The 20,066-nt window shown below is 75.0% G+C and carries 18 protein-coding genes; 5 read left to right on the forward strand and 13 right to left on the reverse strand.

Annotation, left to right across the window (positions count from 1 at the left end):
- Positions 1–3: 3 nt before the first annotated feature.
- The 3 genes from MNZ29_RS13390 to MNZ29_RS13400 all read right to left on the reverse strand — a co-directional run bounded on the left by MNZ29_RS13390 (position 4) and on the right by MNZ29_RS13400 (position 3,947).
- Positions 4–1,113, reverse strand: a complete 1,110-nt coding sequence (locus MNZ29_RS13390) for a hydrogenase small subunit (protein WP_242339869.1) — start codon at positions 1,111–1,113, stop codon at positions 4–6.
- A gap of 248 nt (positions 1,114–1,361) precedes the next feature.
- Entirely contained in the window at positions 1,362–2,567 is a 1,206-nt protein-coding gene (gene nrfD, locus MNZ29_RS13395; RefSeq protein WP_242339866.1) for an NrfD/PsrC family molybdoenzyme membrane anchor subunit, read from the reverse strand.
- Positions 2,568–2,966: 399 nt separating this feature from the next.
- Positions 2,967–3,947 (reverse strand): OmpA family protein, encoded by a 981-nt coding sequence (locus MNZ29_RS13400; RefSeq protein WP_242339864.1) that lies wholly within the window; start codon positions 3,945–3,947, stop codon positions 2,967–2,969.
- A gap of 130 nt (positions 3,948–4,077) precedes the next feature.
- Here MNZ29_RS13400 and MNZ29_RS13405 point away from each other — a divergent pair, with 130 nt between their 5' ends.
- The 5 genes from MNZ29_RS13405 (at position 4,078) to MNZ29_RS13425 (ending at position 8,893) form a co-directional block, all read left to right on the forward strand.
- Positions 4,078–4,701, forward strand: coding sequence for a 1-acyl-sn-glycerol-3-phosphate acyltransferase (locus MNZ29_RS13405; protein ID WP_242339862.1), 624 nt, complete (start codon positions 4,078–4,080; stop codon positions 4,699–4,701).
- Positions 4,702–4,858: 157 nt separating this feature from the next.
- Complete coding sequence (locus MNZ29_RS13410; protein WP_242339861.1) at positions 4,859–5,599, forward strand: DUF4440 domain-containing protein; 741 nt, start codon at positions 4,859–4,861, stop codon at positions 5,597–5,599.
- Between the two features lie 166 nt (positions 5,600–5,765).
- Positions 5,766–6,221 (forward strand): polymer-forming cytoskeletal protein, encoded by a 456-nt coding sequence (locus MNZ29_RS13415; RefSeq protein WP_308197064.1) that lies wholly within the window; start codon positions 5,766–5,768, stop codon positions 6,219–6,221.
- Between the two features lie 171 nt (positions 6,222–6,392).
- Positions 6,393–8,135: a hypothetical protein gene (locus MNZ29_RS13420; protein ID WP_242355542.1), complete on the forward strand. Its 1,743-nt coding sequence runs from the start codon at positions 6,393–6,395 to the stop codon at positions 8,133–8,135.
- 170 nt (positions 8,136–8,305) lie between these two features.
- Positions 8,306–8,893 carry a hypothetical protein gene (locus tag MNZ29_RS13425; RefSeq protein ID WP_242339857.1) on the forward strand — a complete coding sequence of 196 codons (588 nt, stop codon included), beginning with the start codon at positions 8,306–8,308 and terminating at the stop codon, positions 8,891–8,893.
- A gap of 75 nt (positions 8,894–8,968) precedes the next feature.
- Here the strand turns inward: MNZ29_RS13425 and MNZ29_RS13430 are convergent, their stop codons facing one another.
- From MNZ29_RS13430 to MNZ29_RS13475, 10 genes are all read right to left on the reverse strand, one after another.
- Positions 8,969–10,618 (reverse strand): hypothetical protein, encoded by a 1,650-nt coding sequence (locus tag MNZ29_RS13430; protein WP_242339855.1) that lies wholly within the window; start codon positions 10,616–10,618, stop codon positions 8,969–8,971.
- Positions 10,619–10,635: 17 nt separating this feature from the next.
- Entirely contained in the window at positions 10,636–10,965 is a 330-nt protein-coding gene (locus tag MNZ29_RS13435) for a hypothetical protein (protein ID WP_242339853.1), read from the reverse strand.
- A 123-nt stretch (positions 10,966–11,088) separates the two neighbouring features.
- Positions 11,089–12,180: a chemotaxis-specific protein-glutamate methyltransferase CheB gene (gene cheB, locus MNZ29_RS13440; RefSeq protein WP_242355544.1), complete on the reverse strand. Its 1,092-nt coding sequence runs from the start codon at positions 12,178–12,180 to the stop codon at positions 11,089–11,091.
- Positions 12,177–14,609, reverse strand: a complete 2,433-nt coding sequence (locus tag MNZ29_RS13445) for a response regulator (RefSeq protein WP_242340125.1) — start codon at positions 14,607–14,609, stop codon at positions 12,177–12,179. Before MNZ29_RS13445 ends, cheB begins: the two co-directional genes overlap by 4 nt.
- Before the next feature lie 3 nt (positions 14,610–14,612).
- Entirely contained in the window at positions 14,613–15,113 is a 501-nt protein-coding gene (locus MNZ29_RS13450; protein WP_242340126.1) for a chemotaxis protein CheW, read from the reverse strand.
- On the reverse strand, positions 15,110–15,478 hold the full coding sequence (locus tag MNZ29_RS13455) for a PleD family two-component system response regulator (protein ID WP_242340127.1): 369 nt from the start codon (positions 15,476–15,478) through the stop codon (positions 15,110–15,112). The genes MNZ29_RS13450 and MNZ29_RS13455 overlap by 4 nt, the downstream gene beginning before the upstream one ends.
- Entirely contained in the window at positions 15,475–16,668 is a 1,194-nt protein-coding gene (locus MNZ29_RS13460; RefSeq protein WP_242340128.1) for a methyl-accepting chemotaxis protein, read from the reverse strand. The genes MNZ29_RS13455 and MNZ29_RS13460 overlap by 4 nt, the downstream gene beginning before the upstream one ends.
- A 52-nt stretch (positions 16,669–16,720) precedes the next feature.
- Complete coding sequence (locus MNZ29_RS13465; RefSeq protein ID WP_242340129.1) at positions 16,721–17,251, reverse strand: chemotaxis protein CheW; 531 nt, start codon at positions 17,249–17,251, stop codon at positions 16,721–16,723.
- Between the two features lie 60 nt (positions 17,252–17,311).
- On the reverse strand, positions 17,312–18,187 hold the full coding sequence (locus MNZ29_RS13470) for a phosphate/phosphite/phosphonate ABC transporter substrate-binding protein (RefSeq protein WP_242340130.1): 876 nt from the start codon (positions 18,185–18,187) through the stop codon (positions 17,312–17,314).
- A 15-nt stretch (positions 18,188–18,202) separates the two neighbouring features.
- On the reverse strand, positions 18,203–19,906 hold the full coding sequence (locus MNZ29_RS13475) for a methyl-accepting chemotaxis protein (protein ID WP_242340131.1): 1,704 nt from the start codon (positions 19,904–19,906) through the stop codon (positions 18,203–18,205).
- Between the last annotated feature and the right edge of the window lie 160 nt (positions 19,907–20,066).

A 20,066-nucleotide genomic window follows, 5' to 3' on the forward strand; every position in this document is an offset into this window, starting at 1 on the left:
GGCCTACTCCTCCTTCGGCGGCTCCCGGGGCTCCTGCCCGGCGAGCTTGCGCGACGAGACGTAGCCCGCGGCGGCGAGGCCACCGACGAGGAGCCCAGCCACGCCCGCGGAGACCGCGCTCACCTCGCCGCGCTCCGGCGAGATCCCCGGGTACGCCATCGGTCCGGTCGGCTTCTGGACCTCGACGGTCGTGTGGAGCGGGACGCGGAACGCGATCTGCTGCTCGGTGCAGCCGACGCAGGGATGGCCGATCCCGATGGGCCAGGCGCCGGGCACCTCGCAGAACGGGAGGAGAGAGCAGTTCGCGTGCGTCTGCGGTCCCTTGCAGCCGAGCTTGTAGAGGCACCAGCCGTTCCGGTGCCCCTCGTCCCCGAACGTCTTCGCGAACCGCCCGGCGTCGAAGTGCGGCCGGCGCGGGCAGTCCTCGTGGATGACGCGGCCGTAGGCGAAGCTCGGCCGGCCCTTGCCGTCGAGCGCGGGGAGCGTGCCGAACGTCGCGAACTGGAGCACGGTGCCGAGGAGGTTGTAGGGGTTCGCCGGGCAGCCCGGCAGCGTCACGACGGTCTTCCCCGCCAGCACCTCCGGCGCGCCGGTCGCGCCGGTCGGGTTCGGCGCGGCCGACGGCACACCGCCCCACGACGCGCACGAGCCGATCGCCACGATCGCCCCGGCACGGCCCGCGACGGTGCGCGCGATCTCGAGCGCGGTGCGGCCTGCGATGGTGCAGTAGCGCCCGCCCTCGCGCGTGGGGATCGCGCCCTCGATGACGCACACGTACTTGCCGTCGTTCTCCGCCATCGCCTTCGCGAGCGCGTCCTCCGCCTGGACGCCGGCGGCGGCGAGGAGCGTCTCGTGGTAGTCGAGCGAGACGAGGTCGAGGATGAGCGCCGCGACGTCGGGGTGGCTCGTGCGCAGGAGCGACTCGGTGCAGCCGGTGCATTCCTGGAAGTGGAGCCAGATGACGGAGGGCTTCTTGCCCTTCGCCACGTCGTCCGCCATGCGCTCGCCCGCCCACGCCGGCAAGCCCACCGCCGCCGCGGCGGTGGTGCAGACCTTCATGAAGTCTCGCCGTGACAGCGAGGAGGTCTCCGCGACCGAGGTCGGGTGCGGCATCGCGCCCTCCTTCCCGCGGGGTGTCCGCGGATGGGTGCGATGATGGGCGCCGTTTTCCGACGCCAACCTTGACCTCCGTCACTCAACGCAAAGAACGCGCGCATTTGTTGCGTTCGTTCGGAATCTCGCGAGGTTGGGCAGTGCGCAAAAATGAGTAGAGCTGCGGATGAACCGCGCTGCCGGACACGACTCTGACCCCTTCGCGTCAGCGCGACGCGGGCGGCGCCGGCGGCCGATCGCCTCGTCACTCAGGCGTGCGCGCGCAGCCGCTCGGCCTCCGGCCGCCGCTCCGCGGCGCGGGCGACGCCGCTCAGGATGGGCAGCCGCTTCACGAGGACGACGTACAGCGCGACGCCTGCGGCGGCGAGGCCGACCGAGAACACGATCTCGGCGAGCGAGGGGAAGTAGCTCCACCCCATACCCGGCGTGAACGCTCCGAGGTAGACGTCGAACCGGTACATCGCCCCGGCCGCGACCGCGAGCTGGGCCGCCCAGAAGAGCAGGCCGGGGTCCTCGCGGTACGAGCGCCGGAGCACCCGCACCGCCGGATACGTGAAGAGGCCCAGCTCGACGAGGAACAGCACCCCGCGCCAGCCGGTGACGTGCCGCAGCGCGCCGCTCGCGGCGAGGTCCCCGACCCGGAGCGCGACGAAGGCGAACGAGAGGGCCGCCATGACGAGCGCGAGCGAGCCGCACAGCCGGACGTCCCGCGTGCGCCGCCAGGCGAGGTGCGAGAGCGTGTCGATCACGATCACGGCGCCGAAGCCCATGCTGAGGCAGGAGAGCAGGAACAGCGCGGGCAGCCAGCCCGTGTACCAGAGCGGGTGGAGCTTCGTCGGAGCGAAGAGGAAGAGCGCGCCGAGGGACGACTGGTGCATGAAGGGCAGCACGATCGCGAGCGCGAGGAGGAAGGGGAACATCCGCTGGAGGCGCGGCAGCACGCGCGCGGCGAGCCGGCCTCGCGCGCCCGGCGCGTCGCGCCAGCGCTCGAGCAGCACGGGCAGCACCTCGAGCCAGAGGACCGCGCAGTAGGCGACGACGCAGAGCGCGACCTCGAGGAGCACCGAGCGCACGTTCCAGCGCGTCGGGACGGCGAGCCCCCACACGCTCCACCAGCGGCCGAGATCGACGAGCACGGAGAGACCGGCGAGCGTGTAGGTGATCGCGCCGGTCAACACCGCGGAGCGCACGAGCGGGTGGTGACGGCCGCGGTTCGCGACGTGCGCGACGAGCGCGAGGCCGAGGGCGCCCGCGCCGACCCCGGTGAAGGTCACGACGTTGAGCGGCTTCCACAGCCCCCACGCGAAGCCGTCGTTCAGCGCGGTGATCGACCCGAGCCCGGCGAACAGCCGGATCGACACGAGGACCGACGCGGCGGCGGCGAGGGCGAGCGCGAGCTTCGTGCCGCGGGTGAGGAGCGGGCCTGCGACGGGAGCCACGGATGCGTGGGCCATGTTCCACCTCCCCGCTCCGGAGGGAGCGGTGAGGGGCCCGCAGCGGCGGACGGCCCCGGGCGGCTGCCGGCCCCGAGCCCTCCGCATCGCAAGGCCGGCGCCAAGGCGCGGACCGGCCGCGCGCCGCACCGAACGCGCGACTGGCGCGCGAATCCTTCACCCGGCGCCGCGCGCGAGCGAGGGGACCCGCCCCGGGCTGTTGCCGTGCTCAACGGCCGGCCGCGGGCAACCGCGCCGAAAGTCGAGGCGAATCGAGGATGACCGGCGGCGATCGCGAGGACCGTCGCGATTCTCCACGGCCGTCGAATCCGTGCACACCCTGGGGAGGGCCCGCTCACCTCTTGGACGGACCCGGACGCGGGAGCTCAGTCGCCGAACCCCGCCTGCGAGCTCGCCGGGTCAGCGCTTCGTCCGGCTCGCCGCCGCGCGCTTGTGGGCCGCCGCCGTCGCCGGCGCGGCTCGCTTCGGCGCCGCCGCCGGCGTCGTCGCCGCGGCGATCTTGCGGGGCGCGGCCGCCGGAGCAGCGGCCGCAGCGTTCCCGGCCGCCGCGAGGGTCGCCTTCCGATCGGGATCGATCTCCGGCGTGAGCAGGATCTCGATGCGCCGGTTGCGCGCGCGCCCGCTCGCGGTCTTGTTCGCGGAGATCGGATCGAACTGCGAGTGCGCCGCGGCGACGAGGCGGCGGCCGGGGACATGGGCGCGCTCCTCGAGGAATCGCACGACCGTGATCGCGCGCGCGGCGGAGAGCTCCCAGTTCGTCGGGAAGCGGTCCGCGAGCCGCGGGGAGATCGGCAGGTCGTCCGTGTGCCCGGACACCTGGATGCGCTTGTCGGCCAGGCGGGCGAGCACCGCTCCCACGCGGGAGAGCACCTCCTCGCCCTGCGTGGAGATCGACGCCTCGCCGACGTCGAAGAGGATCTCGTCGACCATGTCGACCTTGATCCGCCCCTGCTCCTGCGAGAGGCGGATGTTCCCCTTCTCGATCTCCGCCTTCATCTTCTCCTGGAGCTCGTCGAACTCGCCGCGGAGCGTCGCGATCTGCTCGTCCTTCGCCTGCACGTCCTGCGAGAGCTCGGCCTTCGCGGTCGTGAGCTCCTGCTTCTCGATCTCCGTCTGCCCGAGCCGCTGCGCGAGGTCCGCCCGCTGGGCCCGCGCGTCGTCGAGCTCGGCCCGGACCCCCTGGAGGCGCTGCGCCGCGGTGGCTGCCTCGTCGCGCGCGAGCTGGAGCCGGTAGAGGAGCCAGCCCGCGACGCCCGTGCCGGCGAGGAGCGTGAGGACGAGCAGCACCCACGGTGCGCGGCTCGGGCGCCTCGCCTCGACGCGGTCGAGCTCCATCACGTCGCGCGTGTCGAGCAGCTCCGCCTCCTCGAACTTCGGCATGCAGCGCTCCCTTTCGCCGGGGGAAAACGGAGGATTCTTCCACCGAGCGTCAGGAGGCGGGCAAGCGCCAGGGTGGCCGCGCCTACCACACGGCTTGTAGGCAAGGGCGTCCCGTGTCACGCTCGGTTCGTTGCGACACCCACGACCCGCGCCCACAGCGCGCCCCGACTCCCCGTCACCCACCGTCGCCGCCCGCGTCGCGCGCGCGCTGCTCGCCGCGGCCGGCTGGCGCACCGACATCCGCTGGCCGCCGGTCCCGCGCTGCGTGATCGTGGTGTACCCGCACACGTCGAACTGGGACTTCGTCGTCGGATACCTGGCCCGGCTCGCCTCCGCGCTCCCGGTCACCTTCGTCGGGAAGCACACGCTGTTCCGCTGGCCCTTCCGCGGGCTGCTGCGGCGGATGGGCGGCATCCCGGTGAACCGCGCCGATCCCGCCGGGATCATCGAGCTGCTCGAGGGCGAGCTCGCGCGCTGCGAGCGGCTGTTCCTCGCCATCGCGCCCGAGGGCACCCGCTCGTACACCGATCACTGGAAGTCCGGGTTCTACCGGATCGCGCTCGCGACCGGCGTCCCCGTCGGCCTCGCCTTCATCGACTACCGCACGCGCACCGTGGGCCTCTCGGAGTACCTGCCGCTCACCGGCGACGAGGAGGCAGACCTCGCGCGGATCCGCGCCTTCTACGCGGACAAGACCGCCAAGCACCCCGAGCAGGCGAGCGAGATCCGCTTCCGCTCCGCGCGAGCGCGCTGAGCCGCGGCCGCGGCCGCTGGATCTCCCCGGGCGACCGGCCGTGCGCCGGCCGAGCGACCTCACCGATGGGGAGACCGCCGCAGGGAGGTGCCACGCCCGCTCGCGCCCGTTACTCGGGGTGCACGACCCGTGTCATCCACGGAAGGAGCCGTTCATGATGAGCCCCGTTCGTTTCCTGGCGCTGCTGTCCCTCCTCGTCCCCATCGCCGTGCTCGGCCAGGGGGCGGGCACCCCGCCCGCGCCCACCCGCCCATCGCCCTCGACCCCCGAGCCCAGCACTCCTCCGCCCGGCAGCGCCGAGCCCGCCACCCCCGCGCCCGGCACTCCCGCGCCCGGCGCCGCCGAGCCCAGCGCTCCGGCGCCCAGCGCCGCAGAGCCCGCGCCGTCGCACGGGAAGGACATGGGCGAGGCGATGGCGGGCTGGACGCCGCGGAAGGTCACGCCGGCGCAGGAGAAGCAGGGCCAGACGCAGATCACGGCGCTCCTCAAGAAGCTGCAGCAGGCGAGCCAGAAGGGCGAGCTCGACGCGGCCGCCGCGCTCGTGGACTTCCCGGTGCTCATGGTCACCGACAACAAGGCCGGCGACGGCGTCGGCGGGCCGTGGAACGAGGAGCAGTGGCGGAAGATGATGGAGCCCGTCTACGGGAAGCCGATGAAGGACCTGAAGATGACTCACGCCCCGAAGATCTTCCTCGTCTCCGACGCGCTCGCGACGGTGGACGACAACTGGACGATGACGATGGGCAAGAAGAAGACCACCGGCCGCAGCGCGCTGCTCCTCGTCCGGAAGGGCGGGGAGTGGAAGATCAAGGCGATGATCGAGGGCGGCTGGGGGGACATGCCGGGCGTCTCCGAGGGGCAGGGCGCCCCGGCGGGGAGCGACACCGGCACGAAGTAGCGCACACGCTTTTCAGAGCGAGCGCGAGGGGCGCGGGCGCGGGGTTCCGCGCCCGTGCCTCCCTCGGGTCTCTTCCGGGAGGGGCGATCGAGCGAGCGCGGGAATGCTCGCCGTCGCCCGGGTGTAAGTGGTGCGTCGCAGCACCCACCCCCGAGGAGCCCACCTGATGTCCATGATCAAGCGCGACGATCTCGCCGCACCGCCGAACCCCATCGCCAACGGCCCCAGCGCGGCGCCCACCGGCTCGAGCGATCTGCTCCTCGGGGCGGGGGCCGAGTTCGAGGGGAAGCTGACGTTCCGGGGCACGGTCCGGATCGACGCGCTCTTCAAGGGATCGATCGTGACCAACGACGTGCTCGTCGTCGGCGAGCACGCGCGGATCGACGCCGAGATCACCTGCGGGACGGTCGTCGTCCTCGGGGAGGTGAACGGCGACATCCACGCGAAGACCGGCGTCGAGCTCCACCGCGCCGCGCGCGTTCGGGGCAACGTCGACACCGCCGCGATCGAGGTGCAGAAGGGCGCGCTGCTGCAGGGCTCGGTGAAGATGACGCCGGGCGGCTCGAGCGAGAAGCCCGCGCCCGTGAAGTCCACCCCCGCCCCCGCCCCGGCGAAGCAGTAGCGCCCCGCGGGCGCGTGCAGTGCACGCACCGTGTACGCGCCCGCAGCCGCGCGACCGGCCCCCGCGCCGGGTCGTGAACGTCCGCTGACGCCTCCCACGCGTCCCCACATTGACCGTCCGCTCACCGTCCCGTACGGAAGGGCGTTCACGATGTGAGAAGGGACGGCGTTCATGCGCGAGCTGGCGATCCACCCGCAGGCCCCCGGCACGGATGCGCTGCCGGTCGATGCCGCGTCGCTCTACCCGGAGCCCGATGGCTTCCTCGGCCGGCGCGCCAAGGCGCAGCGGGCGAAGCTCGTGGACGGCATCGCGGGCGTCCTCCGCACGGCGCTCGCGCCGGGCGAGACGATCCGCTACGCGGCGCGCGGCATGCGCTACTTCCTCTTCGAGTACGCGTTCGGCGGGGCCCCGGCGTACGTCCACAACATCACGGCGCTCGTGCTCACCGACCGGCGCCTGCTCCTCGTCCAGCTCGACGGCCGCGGCCGGCCCGGCGACATCAAGAACCAGGTCCCCCTCCCCGCCCTGCGCGGCGCGGGCCGTCACCTCCTGTCGGGCTGGCGCATCCGGCTCGCCGACGGCTCGTGCCTCAGGTTCGTGGGGTTGAGGGCCGCGGACCGCAAGCGGCTCGAGGCGCTCCTCCCGCCGGTGGACGGACCCAAGGCCGCGGAGCCCTCGCTCCAGCACCTCTGCCCCGCCTGCCTCGGCGTCGTCGCGGGACCCGTCGGCGCGATCGCGACGTGCCCCTCGCCCGCCTGCCGGATCCCGTTCCGCGATCCCGAGAAGGCGGCGCGGCTCTCGACCTGGGTGCCCGGCCTCGGCGACCTCTACCTGCGCCACCACCTCTTCGGCGCGCTCGAGTTCCTGGGCTCGATGGCCATGCTCGGCCTGGGGCTCGCGCTCCTCGCCGACGCGCTCGCGAACCGCGAGGCGGAGAGCCTTGGCCTCGCGGCGCTCATGCTCCTCTTGCTCATCGGCGTGCCGCGCGTGATCGACCGGCGTCTGACGCGCCACATGGGCAGGAAGGGGCTCGTCCCGCTCGCGCTGGCGCCGGCGCCCGGCGCCCAGGCGCGGAACCTCCCCTCCTTCCCCCGCTGGAGCCCGCTCCTCTTCGCCGCCGGCATCGCGATCGCCGGCGGGCTGCTCGCGCTCGCCGGAGGCGACCTCCGCCACGACGGCGCCGCGCGCGAGGCGAGCCGCCTCGCCTCGCAGGGCCGCTTCGACGACGCGCTCGCCCGCTGGCATTCGCTCGAGGCCGGGGGCGGCGTCGACGAGGCGCGCCGGATGCGCTTCGTGCTCGCGCTCATGGAGGCGGGCGATCTCGCCGACGCGGACCGCCTCCGCGGCGACCTCGACGGTACCCCGGTGGACGCGGGGCTCGTCGAGCGGCTCGAGGCGGCGATCGCGCGCGAGGACGCGGCGCTCACCGACTACGGCGAGGGCGTCGCGGCGCTCGTGAAGGGCGACGAGGCCACCGCCTGGCCGAGGCTCGATCGCGCCTTCGAGTACCTGCGCGGCGTGAAGCGCCCGCACCTCCCCGCCAGCCGCGCCGAGCTGCACGCGCACCTCGCCACCCAGCTCCTCGCGGAGCCGCTCGCGGACGGCGACGTCGCGGCCGCGCCCCGCTGGATCGACGGCGCCGCCGGCGCCCCCGCCGCGGAGCTCGCGGTCGTGAAGGCCGCCTACCACTCCGCGCGCGACGAGGCGGACGCCGCCCGCGCCGCGCTGGCGGGCGCGGACGTCCGGGCGCTCTCGGCCGACTTCCAGCTCCTCGCCCTCGAGGCACGCGCCCGGCTCGCCACGAGCGACCCCGCGCGCGCCGAGGTTCGCGCGGCAGCGCGGGCGCTCCCGCGCGAGCAGCTCTCCGAGGAGGACGCGCCGCGGCTCGACGCGCTCATCGGGGACGCGGAGTAACCCGCCGCCGGGCGGGGCCTCACCTCGCGGCGGCGCTCGAGCCGACCCGGGCCAGCGCGGGCGAGGTGCGCGAGGCGCCCACCTCGTCCGCGGGCCTCCTCCACCCATCGTCAATCCGCTGCGACGTCACGGTGCGTGATAGGATCCGCGGCCTCTCCGGAGAGGTCCCCATGCGCAAGAAGCTCCTCCTCGCCCTCCTCTCGCTCCCGCTCCTCGCCTTCGACTGCGGCGGCGGCGACTCGCAGCCCGCGCCCGGCGGTTTCGGCTGCAGCCTCCAGGTCCGCGGCGCCGTGACCGAGGACCTCTGGTGCATCGCGACCGCCTACGACTACTCGTCCATGCCGAGCATGCCGACGAACGAGTGGGTCTTCATGCTGGTCGCCTACCGGGGACAGCCGGTGGCGGGCAGCGCGCTGCCGGAGCCGGCTGCCCAGGTCGGGTTCTTCCTCACGGGCCGGCCGGCGCTGAACCAGCCGTACGGATGGTCCGCGACCGCGACCACGGTGGACAGCGGCACCGCCACGCGCGGCACGGGCTCGGTCCAGGCGGGCACCTACGCGGAGACGCACGAGGCGCTCGCCCCGCTCGATCCGCTCGACCCGAGCTCCGGCACGGGCGCACTCGCGACCCGCTTCACCGCCATCCCGCCGGCGGGCGCCACCGACGCGCAGGTGCTCGCCGTGCACGGCACGCTCGAGGGCACCCTCCCCGCGCTCGACGCCGGCGGCGCGCCGGTCACGATCCGGGCGACGTTCTGAGGTCAGGACCCGTTCCCTCACCGCCCCCGCCCCGTCGCGGTCGCGGCGCTCCCTGATCCGCCCGCTCGCGGCGCCCTACGGCTGGAGCACGGCGAGCGGGTCCCCCTCCACCACCAGCGCGCCCGGGTCCGCGGGATACGCGTCCCAGCCCTCGAGCGAGTAGCCGGCGGGGATCGCGTCGCCGAGGCAGCGGATCTCCCGCGGCGGCGTGCCGATGCCGTCGCCGTCCGCGTCCGGGTACAGCACCGTCCAGCGCCAGAGCGCCACGTCGGCGTCGTCGCAGTCGTTCCCGGCGACCTTCGCGCGGTAGGGATCGGGGAGCGCGGCGCCGGCGCAGAGGCTGCCCGCGGCGCGGGTGGTGAATCCGTCCCCGTCCTCGTCCAGCCCCGCGTAGGGGAGCACCTGCCAGCGGCCCCCGTCCTCCGCCGCGCAGTCCGTCCCCGCGGCGACCCAGTCTGCCGGGAGCGTGCCCGCGGTGCAGTACAGCACGCCTTGCCCCGCGCCGACGCCGTCGTGGTCAGCGTCGGCGTAACCCCACAGCGCGCTGTGAACCGAGGGGTCCGCGTCGTCGCAGTCGAAGGGCAGGGCGGACGAGGTGGCGTAGCCCGTCGGGACGGCCGTGCCGTAGCAGAGCGTGCCGGCCGACGAGACGAAGTGCCCGTCGCCATCGGCGTCGCGATACGTGTACGCGTACTCGCGCCACCGATCGCGATCGTCCGGGGCGCAGTCGCCGCCGGTCGCGAGGTATCCCGCGGGCAGCCGGCCGGTCGTGCAGAGCGCGACGGCGGCGCCTCCCCCGACGCCATCCGTGTCCGCGTCCGCGTACCCGTACATGGCGAGGTGTGTGGCCGCGTCCGCGTCATCGCAGTCGCCGTCTCCGCGCCAGCCGGACACGTTCGAGTACGGCCATGAGAGCCCCCATCCGCTGCACACCGTGCCGCTCTCGTGGGCGGTGTAGCCGTCCTGGTCGCGATCCACGTAAACGTACGAGAGCCGCTGCCAGCGCCCGCCGTCACCCTCGTCGCAGTCGCCGCCCGTCGACGCCCAGCCGGAAGGGAGCGCGTACCCTGCGCAGACGGTGCCCGCCGGGCCCCCGTGGCCGTCCAGGTCCGCGTCGGCGAACGCCTCCGTCCAGACGAACGCCGCCGGGTCCCCGTCGTCGCAGTCCTGGCCGCTCGCGTCCATGGCGTAGCCGGACGGGAGCGCGTCGCCGCTGCAGACGACGCCCACTCCGTGAGTCGTGACGCCGTCGCCGTCGGCGTCGCGGTACAGGTACGCTCGCTCGGTCCAGCGCGCGGCGTCGTCCGGCGCGCAGTCGGTCGCCGCGTCGGCCCAGCCGGGCGGGAGGGCCTCGCCCCGGCAGATCGTCGCGAGCGAGCCGCCGCCCCACCCGTCGCCGTCCGCGTCCGGATACGCCTCGCCGAGCATCCAGCGGCGGGCGTCGCCGTCGTCGCAGTCGCTCCCGTCGACCGCCCAGCCCGGAGGAAGCGCGTCGCCGGCGCAGGTCACCCCCTCGGTCGCCGCCCCCCAGCCATCGCCGTCCGCGTCGGGGTGGGCCGTCACGGGCCGCCAGACGCTCGGGTCCGCGTCGTTGCAGTCCTGCGCGCGCACGACGCCGTCGCGATCGGCGTCGAGGGTGGCGGGATCGGAGCTGCCCGCTCCGCCGCCCCCGCAGTGGACGGAGGCGGCCGCGAGCGCGGCGAGGATCCAGGGCGTGGCGCGCATGACTTCGTCGCGCGCGCCTAGGGCGTGGCCCGCGCGAGCTTGCACACGTTCAGGTTGTAGGTCGTGGATCCCTGGATCTCGAAGAGGAACTGGCCCGGTCGCGTCATCGCGAGCAGCGCCAGTCGTTCGCACGCCGCCACGCTGTCCACTCCGGAGGAGCTGGACAAAGTCATCGTGACGGTCTGCGGGGCGCTCTCGCCGTCCACCACCCCGGTCACCTTGATCGTGGTGGAGCGGATCTCCACCGCGTCCACGGCCACGAACACGTACCGAACCGGCGCCGTCTGCGCGAGCGCAGGCATCGCAGAGAGGAGCGCGGCCGCGCCCGCGAGGAGAAGCCGCTTCATGTGAGCCCCCGGAGCCGGCCCGGCGACCGGCACGCCTCGAGTGTGGACGCGATCCTTCCGTGATTCCACACGCACAGTCAATCCCCGCGGCGCTGCTGGGACACCCGGGCTCGGGCGCCCGGATCAGACCGGGGCGCCGCCGCGCACCTCGCGCCTGGCGAGCCGGAGGATTTCCTCCGGGATCTCGTCGAGATCGAGCTCGCGGGCCGCCGCGCCGCAGTCGAGCGCGGCCTTCGGCATGCCGTAGACCACGCAGGAGGCGGCGCTCTGCGCGGCGGTGTAGCCACCCGCGGCGCGGAGCAGCGCGAGGCCCTCGGCGCCGTCGCGGCCCATCCCCGAGAGGACGATCCCGCCGCCGCGCGGCCCGAGCTCGCGCGCGAGGGACGCGAAGAGCTGCGTGCCCGAGGGCCGGAAGCCGTGCACGGGCGGCTCGTCGGAGAGCCGCACGGTACGCCCCCGGACGCCGAGGTGCCGCCCGTCAGCGCCGAGGTGGACCGTGCCCGGCGCGAGCGGGGCGCCGTCCACCGCGAGCCCGACGGCGAGGGGCGTGAGCGAGTCGAGCCAGCGCGCGAGCTCCGCCTCGAACCCCGCCGCGATGTGCTGCACCACGAGCAGCGGGATGGGGAGATCGCGGGGGAGCCGCGCGAGGATGCGGGCGAGCGCCGCCGGACCCCCGGTGGAGGCCACGAGGGCGAGCACCTCCGGCGCCACGCCCGCCTCCGGCACGGTGACCCGGGCCCGCTCCGGCGCCGGGCGGCGCGGCTCCTCGCGGCGCGGCGCGGGAGGCGGCCGCGGCGCCCGCCTGCGGCCGACGAGCAGCAGCCCCGCCACCGCCCGGACGGCCTGGCGGATCGCCTCGGCCTGCCGCTCGAACCGCGCGGTCCCGGGGTCGCGCGGCTTCGCCAGCACCTCGATCGCGCCGAGCTGGAGGGCGCGGAACGCGAGCTGCTGCGCCTCGCCGCCCGCCTCGCCGCTCACCACCACCACCGGCGTCGGGGCGACGCGCATGATCTCCTCGAGCGCCGCGAGCCCGTCGAGGCGTGGCATCCGCACGTCCATCGTGACGACGTCGGGCCGGAGCGCCTTCACGAGCGAGACGGCCTCGCGCCCGTCGCCCGCCTCTCCCACCACCTCGACCCCGGGGGCGGAGGAGAGGATGTCCCGGAGCACGGCGCGAAAGGCGCGGGCGTCGTCGACGAGGACGCAGCGGATCATGCAGGGAGGAGCTGCCGCACGAGGTCGAGCAGCTTCCCGCGCTGGACGTCGCGCTTCACGAGGTAGCCGTCGGCGCCCGCCTCGAGCCCCGCCGCGCGGTCCTCCGGGGCGTCGAGCGACGTCACGAGGATGACCGGGACGTGGGAGAGCTTCGGATCCGCCTTGAGGCGCCGGGTGAGGCCCAGGCCGTCGAGGCGCGGCATCTGCACGTCGCTCACGACGAGGTCGCAGCCCGACTCCCGGGCCAGCGCGAGCGCCTCCTCCCCGTCCTCGGCGGGGAGCACGAGGAACCCGGCGATCTCGAGGAGCGCCTTCACCGCGGAGCGGGTGCCGAGGGAGTCGTCGGCGACCACGATCCGGTGGCGGGCGGGGGCCTTCGCGTCCGCGGGGAGCCGCGCCGCGTCGACGAGGTGCGACGGCTGGAGCACCGCGACGACGCGCCCGTCGTCGAGCACCGCCGCGCCTGCGACGTGCTGCGCCGAGGACATCCGCCGCCCGAGCGCGCTCACGACGATGGCCTGCTCCCCGAGCACCTCGTCCACCGCGAACGCGACCCTCCTGCCGGCCGAGGCCACGAGCAGCGCGACGGTCGCCCCGGTCTCGCTCCGCGTCGTCGGCGGGCCGCTCGCGCCGACGACCCGCGCGAGGGGCGCGTACGGTACCTGGTCACCGTCGACCGAGACCGTCACCTGCCCCGCCACGGTCCCGAGGTCGCCGGCGCCCACGAGGAGGACGCGCTCGATGGCGTCGGCTGGGAGGAGCGCCACGCCGCCGCCGGCGCGGACGAGGAGCCCGGTGGTGCCGGCGATCGTGAGCGGCACGTCGAGGACGAAGGTGGCGCCGCGGCCGCGGTCGCTCGCGACGTCCACGCGGCCGCCGAGCCGCCGCACGGCCTCGGCCACGACGTCGAGCCCCACGCCGCGACCCGAGAGCGCGGTGATCTCCTGCGCGGTGGAGAGGCCCGCCCGGAACGCGAGCCGGATCGCCTCCGCGTCGCCGAGCCGCGCGGCCTCCCCGGCGGTCACGATCCCGCGCTGGACCGCGGCGGCCCGTAGCCGCTCCGGCGAGAGCCCCGCGCCGTCGTCGCGGACGGTGAGGACGACGCGGTCGCCGCGCGACTCCACCCGCACCGAGAGGAGCGCCTCCTCGGGCTTGCCCTCCGCTCGGCGCGCGCCGGGCGCCTCGATCCCGTGGTCCAGGGCGTTCCTCACGAGGTGCAAGAGCGGCCCCTTGAGCTCGTCGAGCACCCGGCGGTCGAGGCGCACCTCGCCGCCGGCGAGCCGCAGCGAGACCTTCTTGCCGAGCTGCGCGGCCAGCTCCCGGACCGCCGGGCGCAGCGACTGCAACGCCGCCTCCGCGGGGACCATCCGCAGCCCCTGGAGCGTGTCGCGCAGCGACTGGGCGAAGATGCGCTCGCGCTCCGCCTCCCGGCGGAGCTCGCGCGCGGTGCGGCCGAGATCGGCGCCGCGCGCACGGATGCGCTCGAGCCCCTCGTCGAGGGCGCGCGGGCGAGCGTCATCCGCGATCCCCGCCTCGTCGAGCCCCCGCTGCACGAGCAGGAGCGCCTCGCGCAGCGCCTGGGCCGTCCGCTCCAGGTCGCGGCCGCGGCGCTCGCGGCGAGAGACGCCGACGACGAGCTGATCCACGTCGGCGGCCGCCGTGTCGAGCCGGGTGGCGTCCACCCGGACGCTGCGCTCCTCGTCCCTGCTCGACCGCGCCGCGCCCTCCGGCGGCGAGGCGGGGCGGGGCTCCGCGGCCACCGCCACCTCGCGCAGCTCCACCACCTCCGCGGCGGCGCGCGCGAGGATCCTCGGGAGGTCGTCGCCGCCGCCTTCCAGCTCGCGAACCGTCGCCTCGACCCGGCTGGCCAGCTCCGCCGCGCGCCCCCGCAGCGCGGCCGCGAGGCGGCTCGCCGCCTCGCGCGCGCGCGCCACGTGCGAGGACCGCGCCTCGCCGTCCGAGGTGCAGACCGCGCCGAGCTCGGCCGCGAGCACCTCGACGTCGGCCGAGGGGCCGGCCGCCGACGGCCGGCCGCGCGGGTCCGGCGCCCCCGCCTCCCGGGGAAGGACGGCCCCGAGCCCCGCGAGCACCTCGTCCCTGTCGGCGATCCGCCCCTGCGCGGCCGCGGTGAGCGACTCCTCGACCGCGCGTGCAGCCCGCAGCACGGCCTCGACCGCCCCGGCGGGCAGGCCCCGGCCGCCGTCAGCGAGCACGAGCACGTCCTCCACCGCGTGCGCCGCCTGCTCGATGTCGTGGAGGCCGAGGCTCGCGGCCGTGCCCTTCAGCGTGTGGGCGATGCGGCGGAGCGGCACGACGGCGCCGGGCGACGGCGCGCTCTCGAGCTCCATGATCCCGGCGGCGAGCGCCTGGACCTGCTCGCGGGTCTCGGCCTCGAAGACCGGCCATACGCGTTCGAGGAGGTCGGCCAAGGATCAGCTCCTGTCGCGCTCCGCGACGCCGAGGCGCGAGGGGTCGAGGACGGCCCGCCGATCGGGCGTCACCCACGCGAAGGGTCCGCTCTCCGGCGGCCTCAGGTCGGCCAGCGGGATCTCGAGGCGCCTGCCCACCCGCTCGACCGCGAGGCCGAAGAGATCGCCCTCGTCGTCGAGGACGATCACCCGCGGCAGGTCCGAGAGCCCGCCGCCCTCGAGCCCGAGCACGTGGCGGAGATCGAGGACCGGCACCGGGCGGGTGCGCGCCACGATGGCCCCGACGACGCCGCGCGGCGCACCGAGCAGCGGGTGGACGCGGCGGGCGTCGAGGACCTGGTGGATCCGGGTCACCTCCACCGCGTACCTGTCCCCGAGGACCTCGAAGGGCAGGATCACCCGGACCTCGGCGCGCTCCTCCTCCCGCGCCTGCGCGAGCTCGCGGGCTCGCTCGCGCAGGATCGCCTCGGCCCGGGCGGCCTCCGCCGCGGCGCGCGCGCTCACCGGATCACCGCCGTGACCTTGCGGACCGCGTCCCGGAGCTGGAGGGGCGACACCGGCTTCGTGAGGAACGCGCTCGCGCCGACGAGCACCCCCCGCTGCCGGGACCCCTCGTCCCCGAGCATGGTGAGGAGCAGCACCGGGATGTGCCGGAGGGACGGGTCGCTGCGCATGGCGGCGCACAGCTCGAACCCGTCCATCACCGGCATGTTGACGTCGGAGATCACCACGTCCGGGCGCAGGGCGCGCACCTTCTGCAGGCCCTCCGCGCCGTCGCACGCCTCGCTGAACTCCCAGCCCTGGGCGATGAGGTAGATCTGGACGAGCGAGCGGAGCGTGTGGGTGTCATCGACGATGAGCACCTTCATGCGCGCTCCTCCCTCCGGGTCCGCGCGGTGGCCTCGCCGAGCCGGGCGGCGAGGGAGGAGAGGCTCGCGGTGGCGCGCTCCACGACCTCGGTGCCGGCCACCGCCTCCTCGGACGCGGAGGACAGGTCGGACATCGCGGCGACGATCTGCTCGACGCCGATGCCCTGCTGCCGCGTGTTGTTGGCGATCTGCCGGGCGGAGAGAGAGGAGTCGCGGATGGCCCGCGTGAGGCCGGAGATCGCCTTCGCGGCGTCCGCCGCGAGCTCCATCGCGCCGTGCGCGCGGCGCGTCCCCTCCTCGGCCACCTGCATCGCCGCCTGCGTCCCCTTCTCGATCTCGGCGAGGATGCCGCGGACGTCGCCGGCGGCGGAGGTGGACTGCTCGGCCAGGTTCCCCATCTCGACGGCGACCACCGAGAACCCGCGCCCGCGATCGCCAGCCTTCACCGCCTCGATGGAGGCGTTCAGCGCGAGCAGGCTCGTCTGTTCCGCCAGATCCTTCAGACCGGCGACGATCTCGCCGATGTGCCGCGAGCGCCGCGCCTGATCGGCGATGGCGCGCGAGAGGGTCTGGACCTGCCCGGCGAGGCTCCGGATCGTCTCGACGGTCCGCTCCAGCACCTGCTGGCCCTCGGCGGAGAGGTCCTCGGAGCGCTGCGCGACCTCGACCACCTCCTCCGCGTGGAGCGCCGCCGCCCGCGCCGTCTGGGCGATCTCCGCGGCGGTCGTGCTCGTCTCGGCGACGACGGCGGACTGGCGCGCCGCGAGGGCCGACTGCCGCGAGACGCCGCCCGCGAGGAGGCTCGAGTCCTCGGCGAGCTGGGCCGAGGCCTTCGAGAGCTCGTCGAGCGTCGCGCCCAGCGTCAGGCGCAAGGCGTCGAGATCGCGCCCGGCCCGCCTCACCTCCGCGGCGCCCTCGGGCACGAGCGGGCGGGTGAGGTCGCCCCGCACCGCGGCCCGGGCGGCCGCGGCGAGGTGCTCGGCCGGGCGCGCGAGGTGCGTGGCCGCGACGAGCACCGCCGCGAGGGCCACCCCCATCACGGCGAGGCCGCTTCCGCTCGGGAGCCGCGCCGAGGCCGCTCCCGCGGCGAGCGCGGTTCCGCCGACGAGGAGGATCCCCCATCGCAGCGGGAGCGCCAGGCGTCCGCGCCGCCAGCGAGGACGCCCGCTCGGACTCTCGGTCCGGTTCACTCGAAGACCTCCGACCAGGGGGACGCCGCTCCGGCGTCCGGCAGCGAGGGGTTCACGACTGCTCCAGCGCGTCCCGCTCCACGAGCTCGGGGGCGAGGACGGGGACGGCCTCGTCTCCCACCCGGCAGGCGCCGAGGACGAGGCGCGAGGCCTCCCCCGCTCCCGCGGCGCCCTCGGCGAGGAGCGGATCCTCGACGAGGCCGTGGACCTCCTCCACCACGAGGGCCACCGTGGGGGCGCCGTCGAGGATCACCATCATCGCGTCGAGCGACAGCGCGCTCGCGCCGCCGAGACGCACGCCGAGGTCGACGGCGAGCGCGGGGCGTCCACGCCAGACGAAGCTCCCGAGCAGCCAGGGCGCTGCGCCCGGCACCTTGTCGAAGGCCACCCGGCGCGCCAGCTCCGCGGCGCGGGCGGCGGGCAGGAGCACCCGGCCGGCGGCCACGCCGGCGAGCAGGTACAGGCCCGGGAGTCGCTCCCCCGGGCCGAGCGCCACGAGCCCCGCGCGAACGCGCTGATACTCCCGCTCGATCGCGCGGAGCTCCTCCACGAGCGCGCGGCGCTGCGCTCCGAGCTCGCTCATGCCCGCTCCCGTGGCGTGCGACTCGGGGTGCTCACGCTTCGGGCCGCCCGTGCGCGCAGCTCACTTGCCGTTCGACAGGGTCTTCGTCACGCGGACGAGGTCGTCGCGCGCGTGGCGGACGTCGTCCCAGTCCGCGGGCTTCGCGGCCTCGAAGCCCTGCTTCATGTTGAGCGCCTCGAGGATGCTCCTGTTGGCGGGGTCCTTCGCGAAGGCCACGAGGGCCTTCTGCACCTTGGCGACCACGTCGGCCGGCACGTCCTTGCGCGCGGCGAACGGGAGCGGCGAGTACGCCTTGGTGGTGTAGAGCACGCGGAGCTTGGCGCGATCCGCCTGGGGGAGGAGCTCGAAGGTGCGCGTGAGCCCGCCCGAGGCGGTCGCCTTCCCCTGCAGCACCGCCTGGTAGCCCGCCTCGTGGGAGCCGGCGACCACGACCTTCACGTCCTTCTGCAGCTCGAGCCCGCCCTCCTTCTGGAGCGCGAAGAGCGGGAGCACCGCGGCCCCGAACGAGCCCGCGCTCGGGATGGCGACGGTCGAGCCCTTCAGGTCCGCGAGCCGGGAGAGCTTGCTGTCCTTGGCGACGACGAGCACGCCCACCGTCTTCGCGCCGACCTCGCGCGCGAAGGCGGCGTACTGGTCGTCCTGCTGAACGTAGGCGAGGGTGTTGTGGTAGTAGAACGGGTACGCCGCCGCCTTCGCGCGCGTCCCGAACTCGGAGATGCTCGGGGCGGTGACGAAGCGGAGCTTCACCCCCGACATCTCGCTCACCTTGTCCAGGAACGGCACCCACTGCTCCGCGACCTTCGCGGTCGCCACCTGGGGCAGGACGCCGAAGTCGTAGACGGGCTCCTCCGCGCGGGCGGGACCCGCCGCGGCGGAGAGGGCGCCGGCGAGCAGCGCGGCGATCCCGGTCTTCAGGGCTCTCTTCTTGCGAACCATGCGTGCCTCCTCCGTTCAGCTGCGGTAGCGCTCCGCGAGGCGCGTGAGCCGGCTGGAGACGGCCTTGAGCCGCTCCGCCGCGCGCCTCGTCTCTTCACTTCCGGCCACGTTGCCCTCGGCGGCCTGCGCGAGCTGCGCGAGGGCTCCCACGATCTCGTTCACGCCGCTCGCCTGCTGGCGCGAGCTCTCGGCGATCTGTCGCGCCGCGGTCGCGGACTCGCGGCAGACGTTCGCGAGGTTGCCGATGGTCGCGCCCGCCCGCCGCGCCAGCGCCGCGGTGGAGCGCGCCTTCTCGCTGCCCTGCTGGGTCGCGGCGGCGGCGGCCTCGCTGCTCTCCGCGATCTCCCCGAGGAGCTTCGGGACCTCGCCGGCGGTGGCGCTCGACTGCTCCGCGAGCGCGCGCATCTCCCGCGCGATCACGGAGAAGCTCGCGCCGCTCTCCGCCGAGCGGGCCGCCTGGATCGCCGCGTTCAGGGCGAGCACGTTCGAGCGGAGGGCGAGGTCCTTGACCTTGCCGATGATGTCGCCGATCTCGCCCACCCGCGTCGAGAGCGCGCCGAGGCGCGTGGCGATGGCGGAGACCTGCTGCTCGACGTGCGTCGTGCTGCCGACCGCCTCCTCCACGATGCCCTCGCCGGCGCGCGACGACTCCTCCGCCGTCTGCGTCACGGTGATCACGCGGTCCGCCTGCTCGATGGCCGCGCTCGAGGTCTGCGCGATCTCCTGGGTCGAGGCGTTCATCTCCGCGACCGCGGCGGACTGCTGCGCGGCCATGGCGGCCTGCCGCGTCGCCGCGCCCAGCATGGCGTCGGACTCCTGCGCCAGCGCCGCCGCGGCCTCCTTGAGCTCGCCGAGCATCGACTGCAGCTCCGCGACCATGTGCGCGAAGCTGCGCCCCAGCGCCGCGACCTCGTCGCTCCCGGAGCGCCGCACCTCCTGGCGCAGGTCCCCCTCGGCGATCCCGAGGGCGGCCTGGGAGAGCTCCATGAGCGGCTTCGTGGTGAAGCGCGCGATGGGGAACATCGCGAGCAGGCAGGCGACGAAGACGACGGACGCGAGCCCCAGCGCGCGCCGGCTCGCCTCGGCGATCTGGCTCCTCAGGTCCGCGTACGGAAAGCCGATCTCCACCGAGCCGAGCACCTTCACGCCGGCGTCGCCGGCGGACCCGGCGCCGAGCGCCTCCTCCAGCCCGAGCGGATCGAGGTACTGCGCGTCGGACTTTGCCTTGAAGGTCACGAGCGCGACCACGTGGAGGACCTGGCGGCCCCCCACGGTCACCGACCGCTCGAGGAGCCGGGTCCCGAGCTCGAGGTCCGCGAGCTTCACCGCCTCCGGCCGGGCGACGCCGAACTCGTCCTTCAGGGCCTCGGCGAGCGGGCGCCCGCGCTCGTCGCGCACGATGACGTACGCCGCGCCCGGGACGTCGCCGAGCGTCGCCGCGCTGAGCGCCTCGAGCCCCGCCCTGTCCTGCGCGAAGATCAGGCTCGCCGAGGTGTTCGCCACCGTGAGGGCCGCCAGGCGGCCGCGGCTCGTCAGCTCCCGCTCGAGGAGCTTCTCCACCTCGCGACCGAAGGACAGCGCCAGGATGATCGCGACGATCGCCGTGGACGCCCCGGCGATCGCCATGATCTTGAGGCTCAGGCCGAACCGGGACCTCCGGGCCGCCTCGAGCACTCGGGGGGACGCCTCGCGCCCGGACGTGCTCGCCGCTGTCTGCATGCGCGCCACCTCTGATGAACGCCGCTCGTGCTCACGGAGCCCCCGGCCCGTCTCGCCGGGCGGAGCAGATTTCCAGCGAGTGAAGAACCCTAAGCTGGGGACAGCGCGTGCGTCAAATGAACCGCTCCCCTTTTGCACCGTCCGTGTGCGCGGCTCAATC

This window comes from Anaeromyxobacter sp. SG64, assembly GCF_022690745.1.
In the GTDB taxonomy this organism is placed as follows: Bacteria; Myxococcota; Myxococcia; order Myxococcales; family Anaeromyxobacteraceae; genus Anaeromyxobacter; species Anaeromyxobacter soli.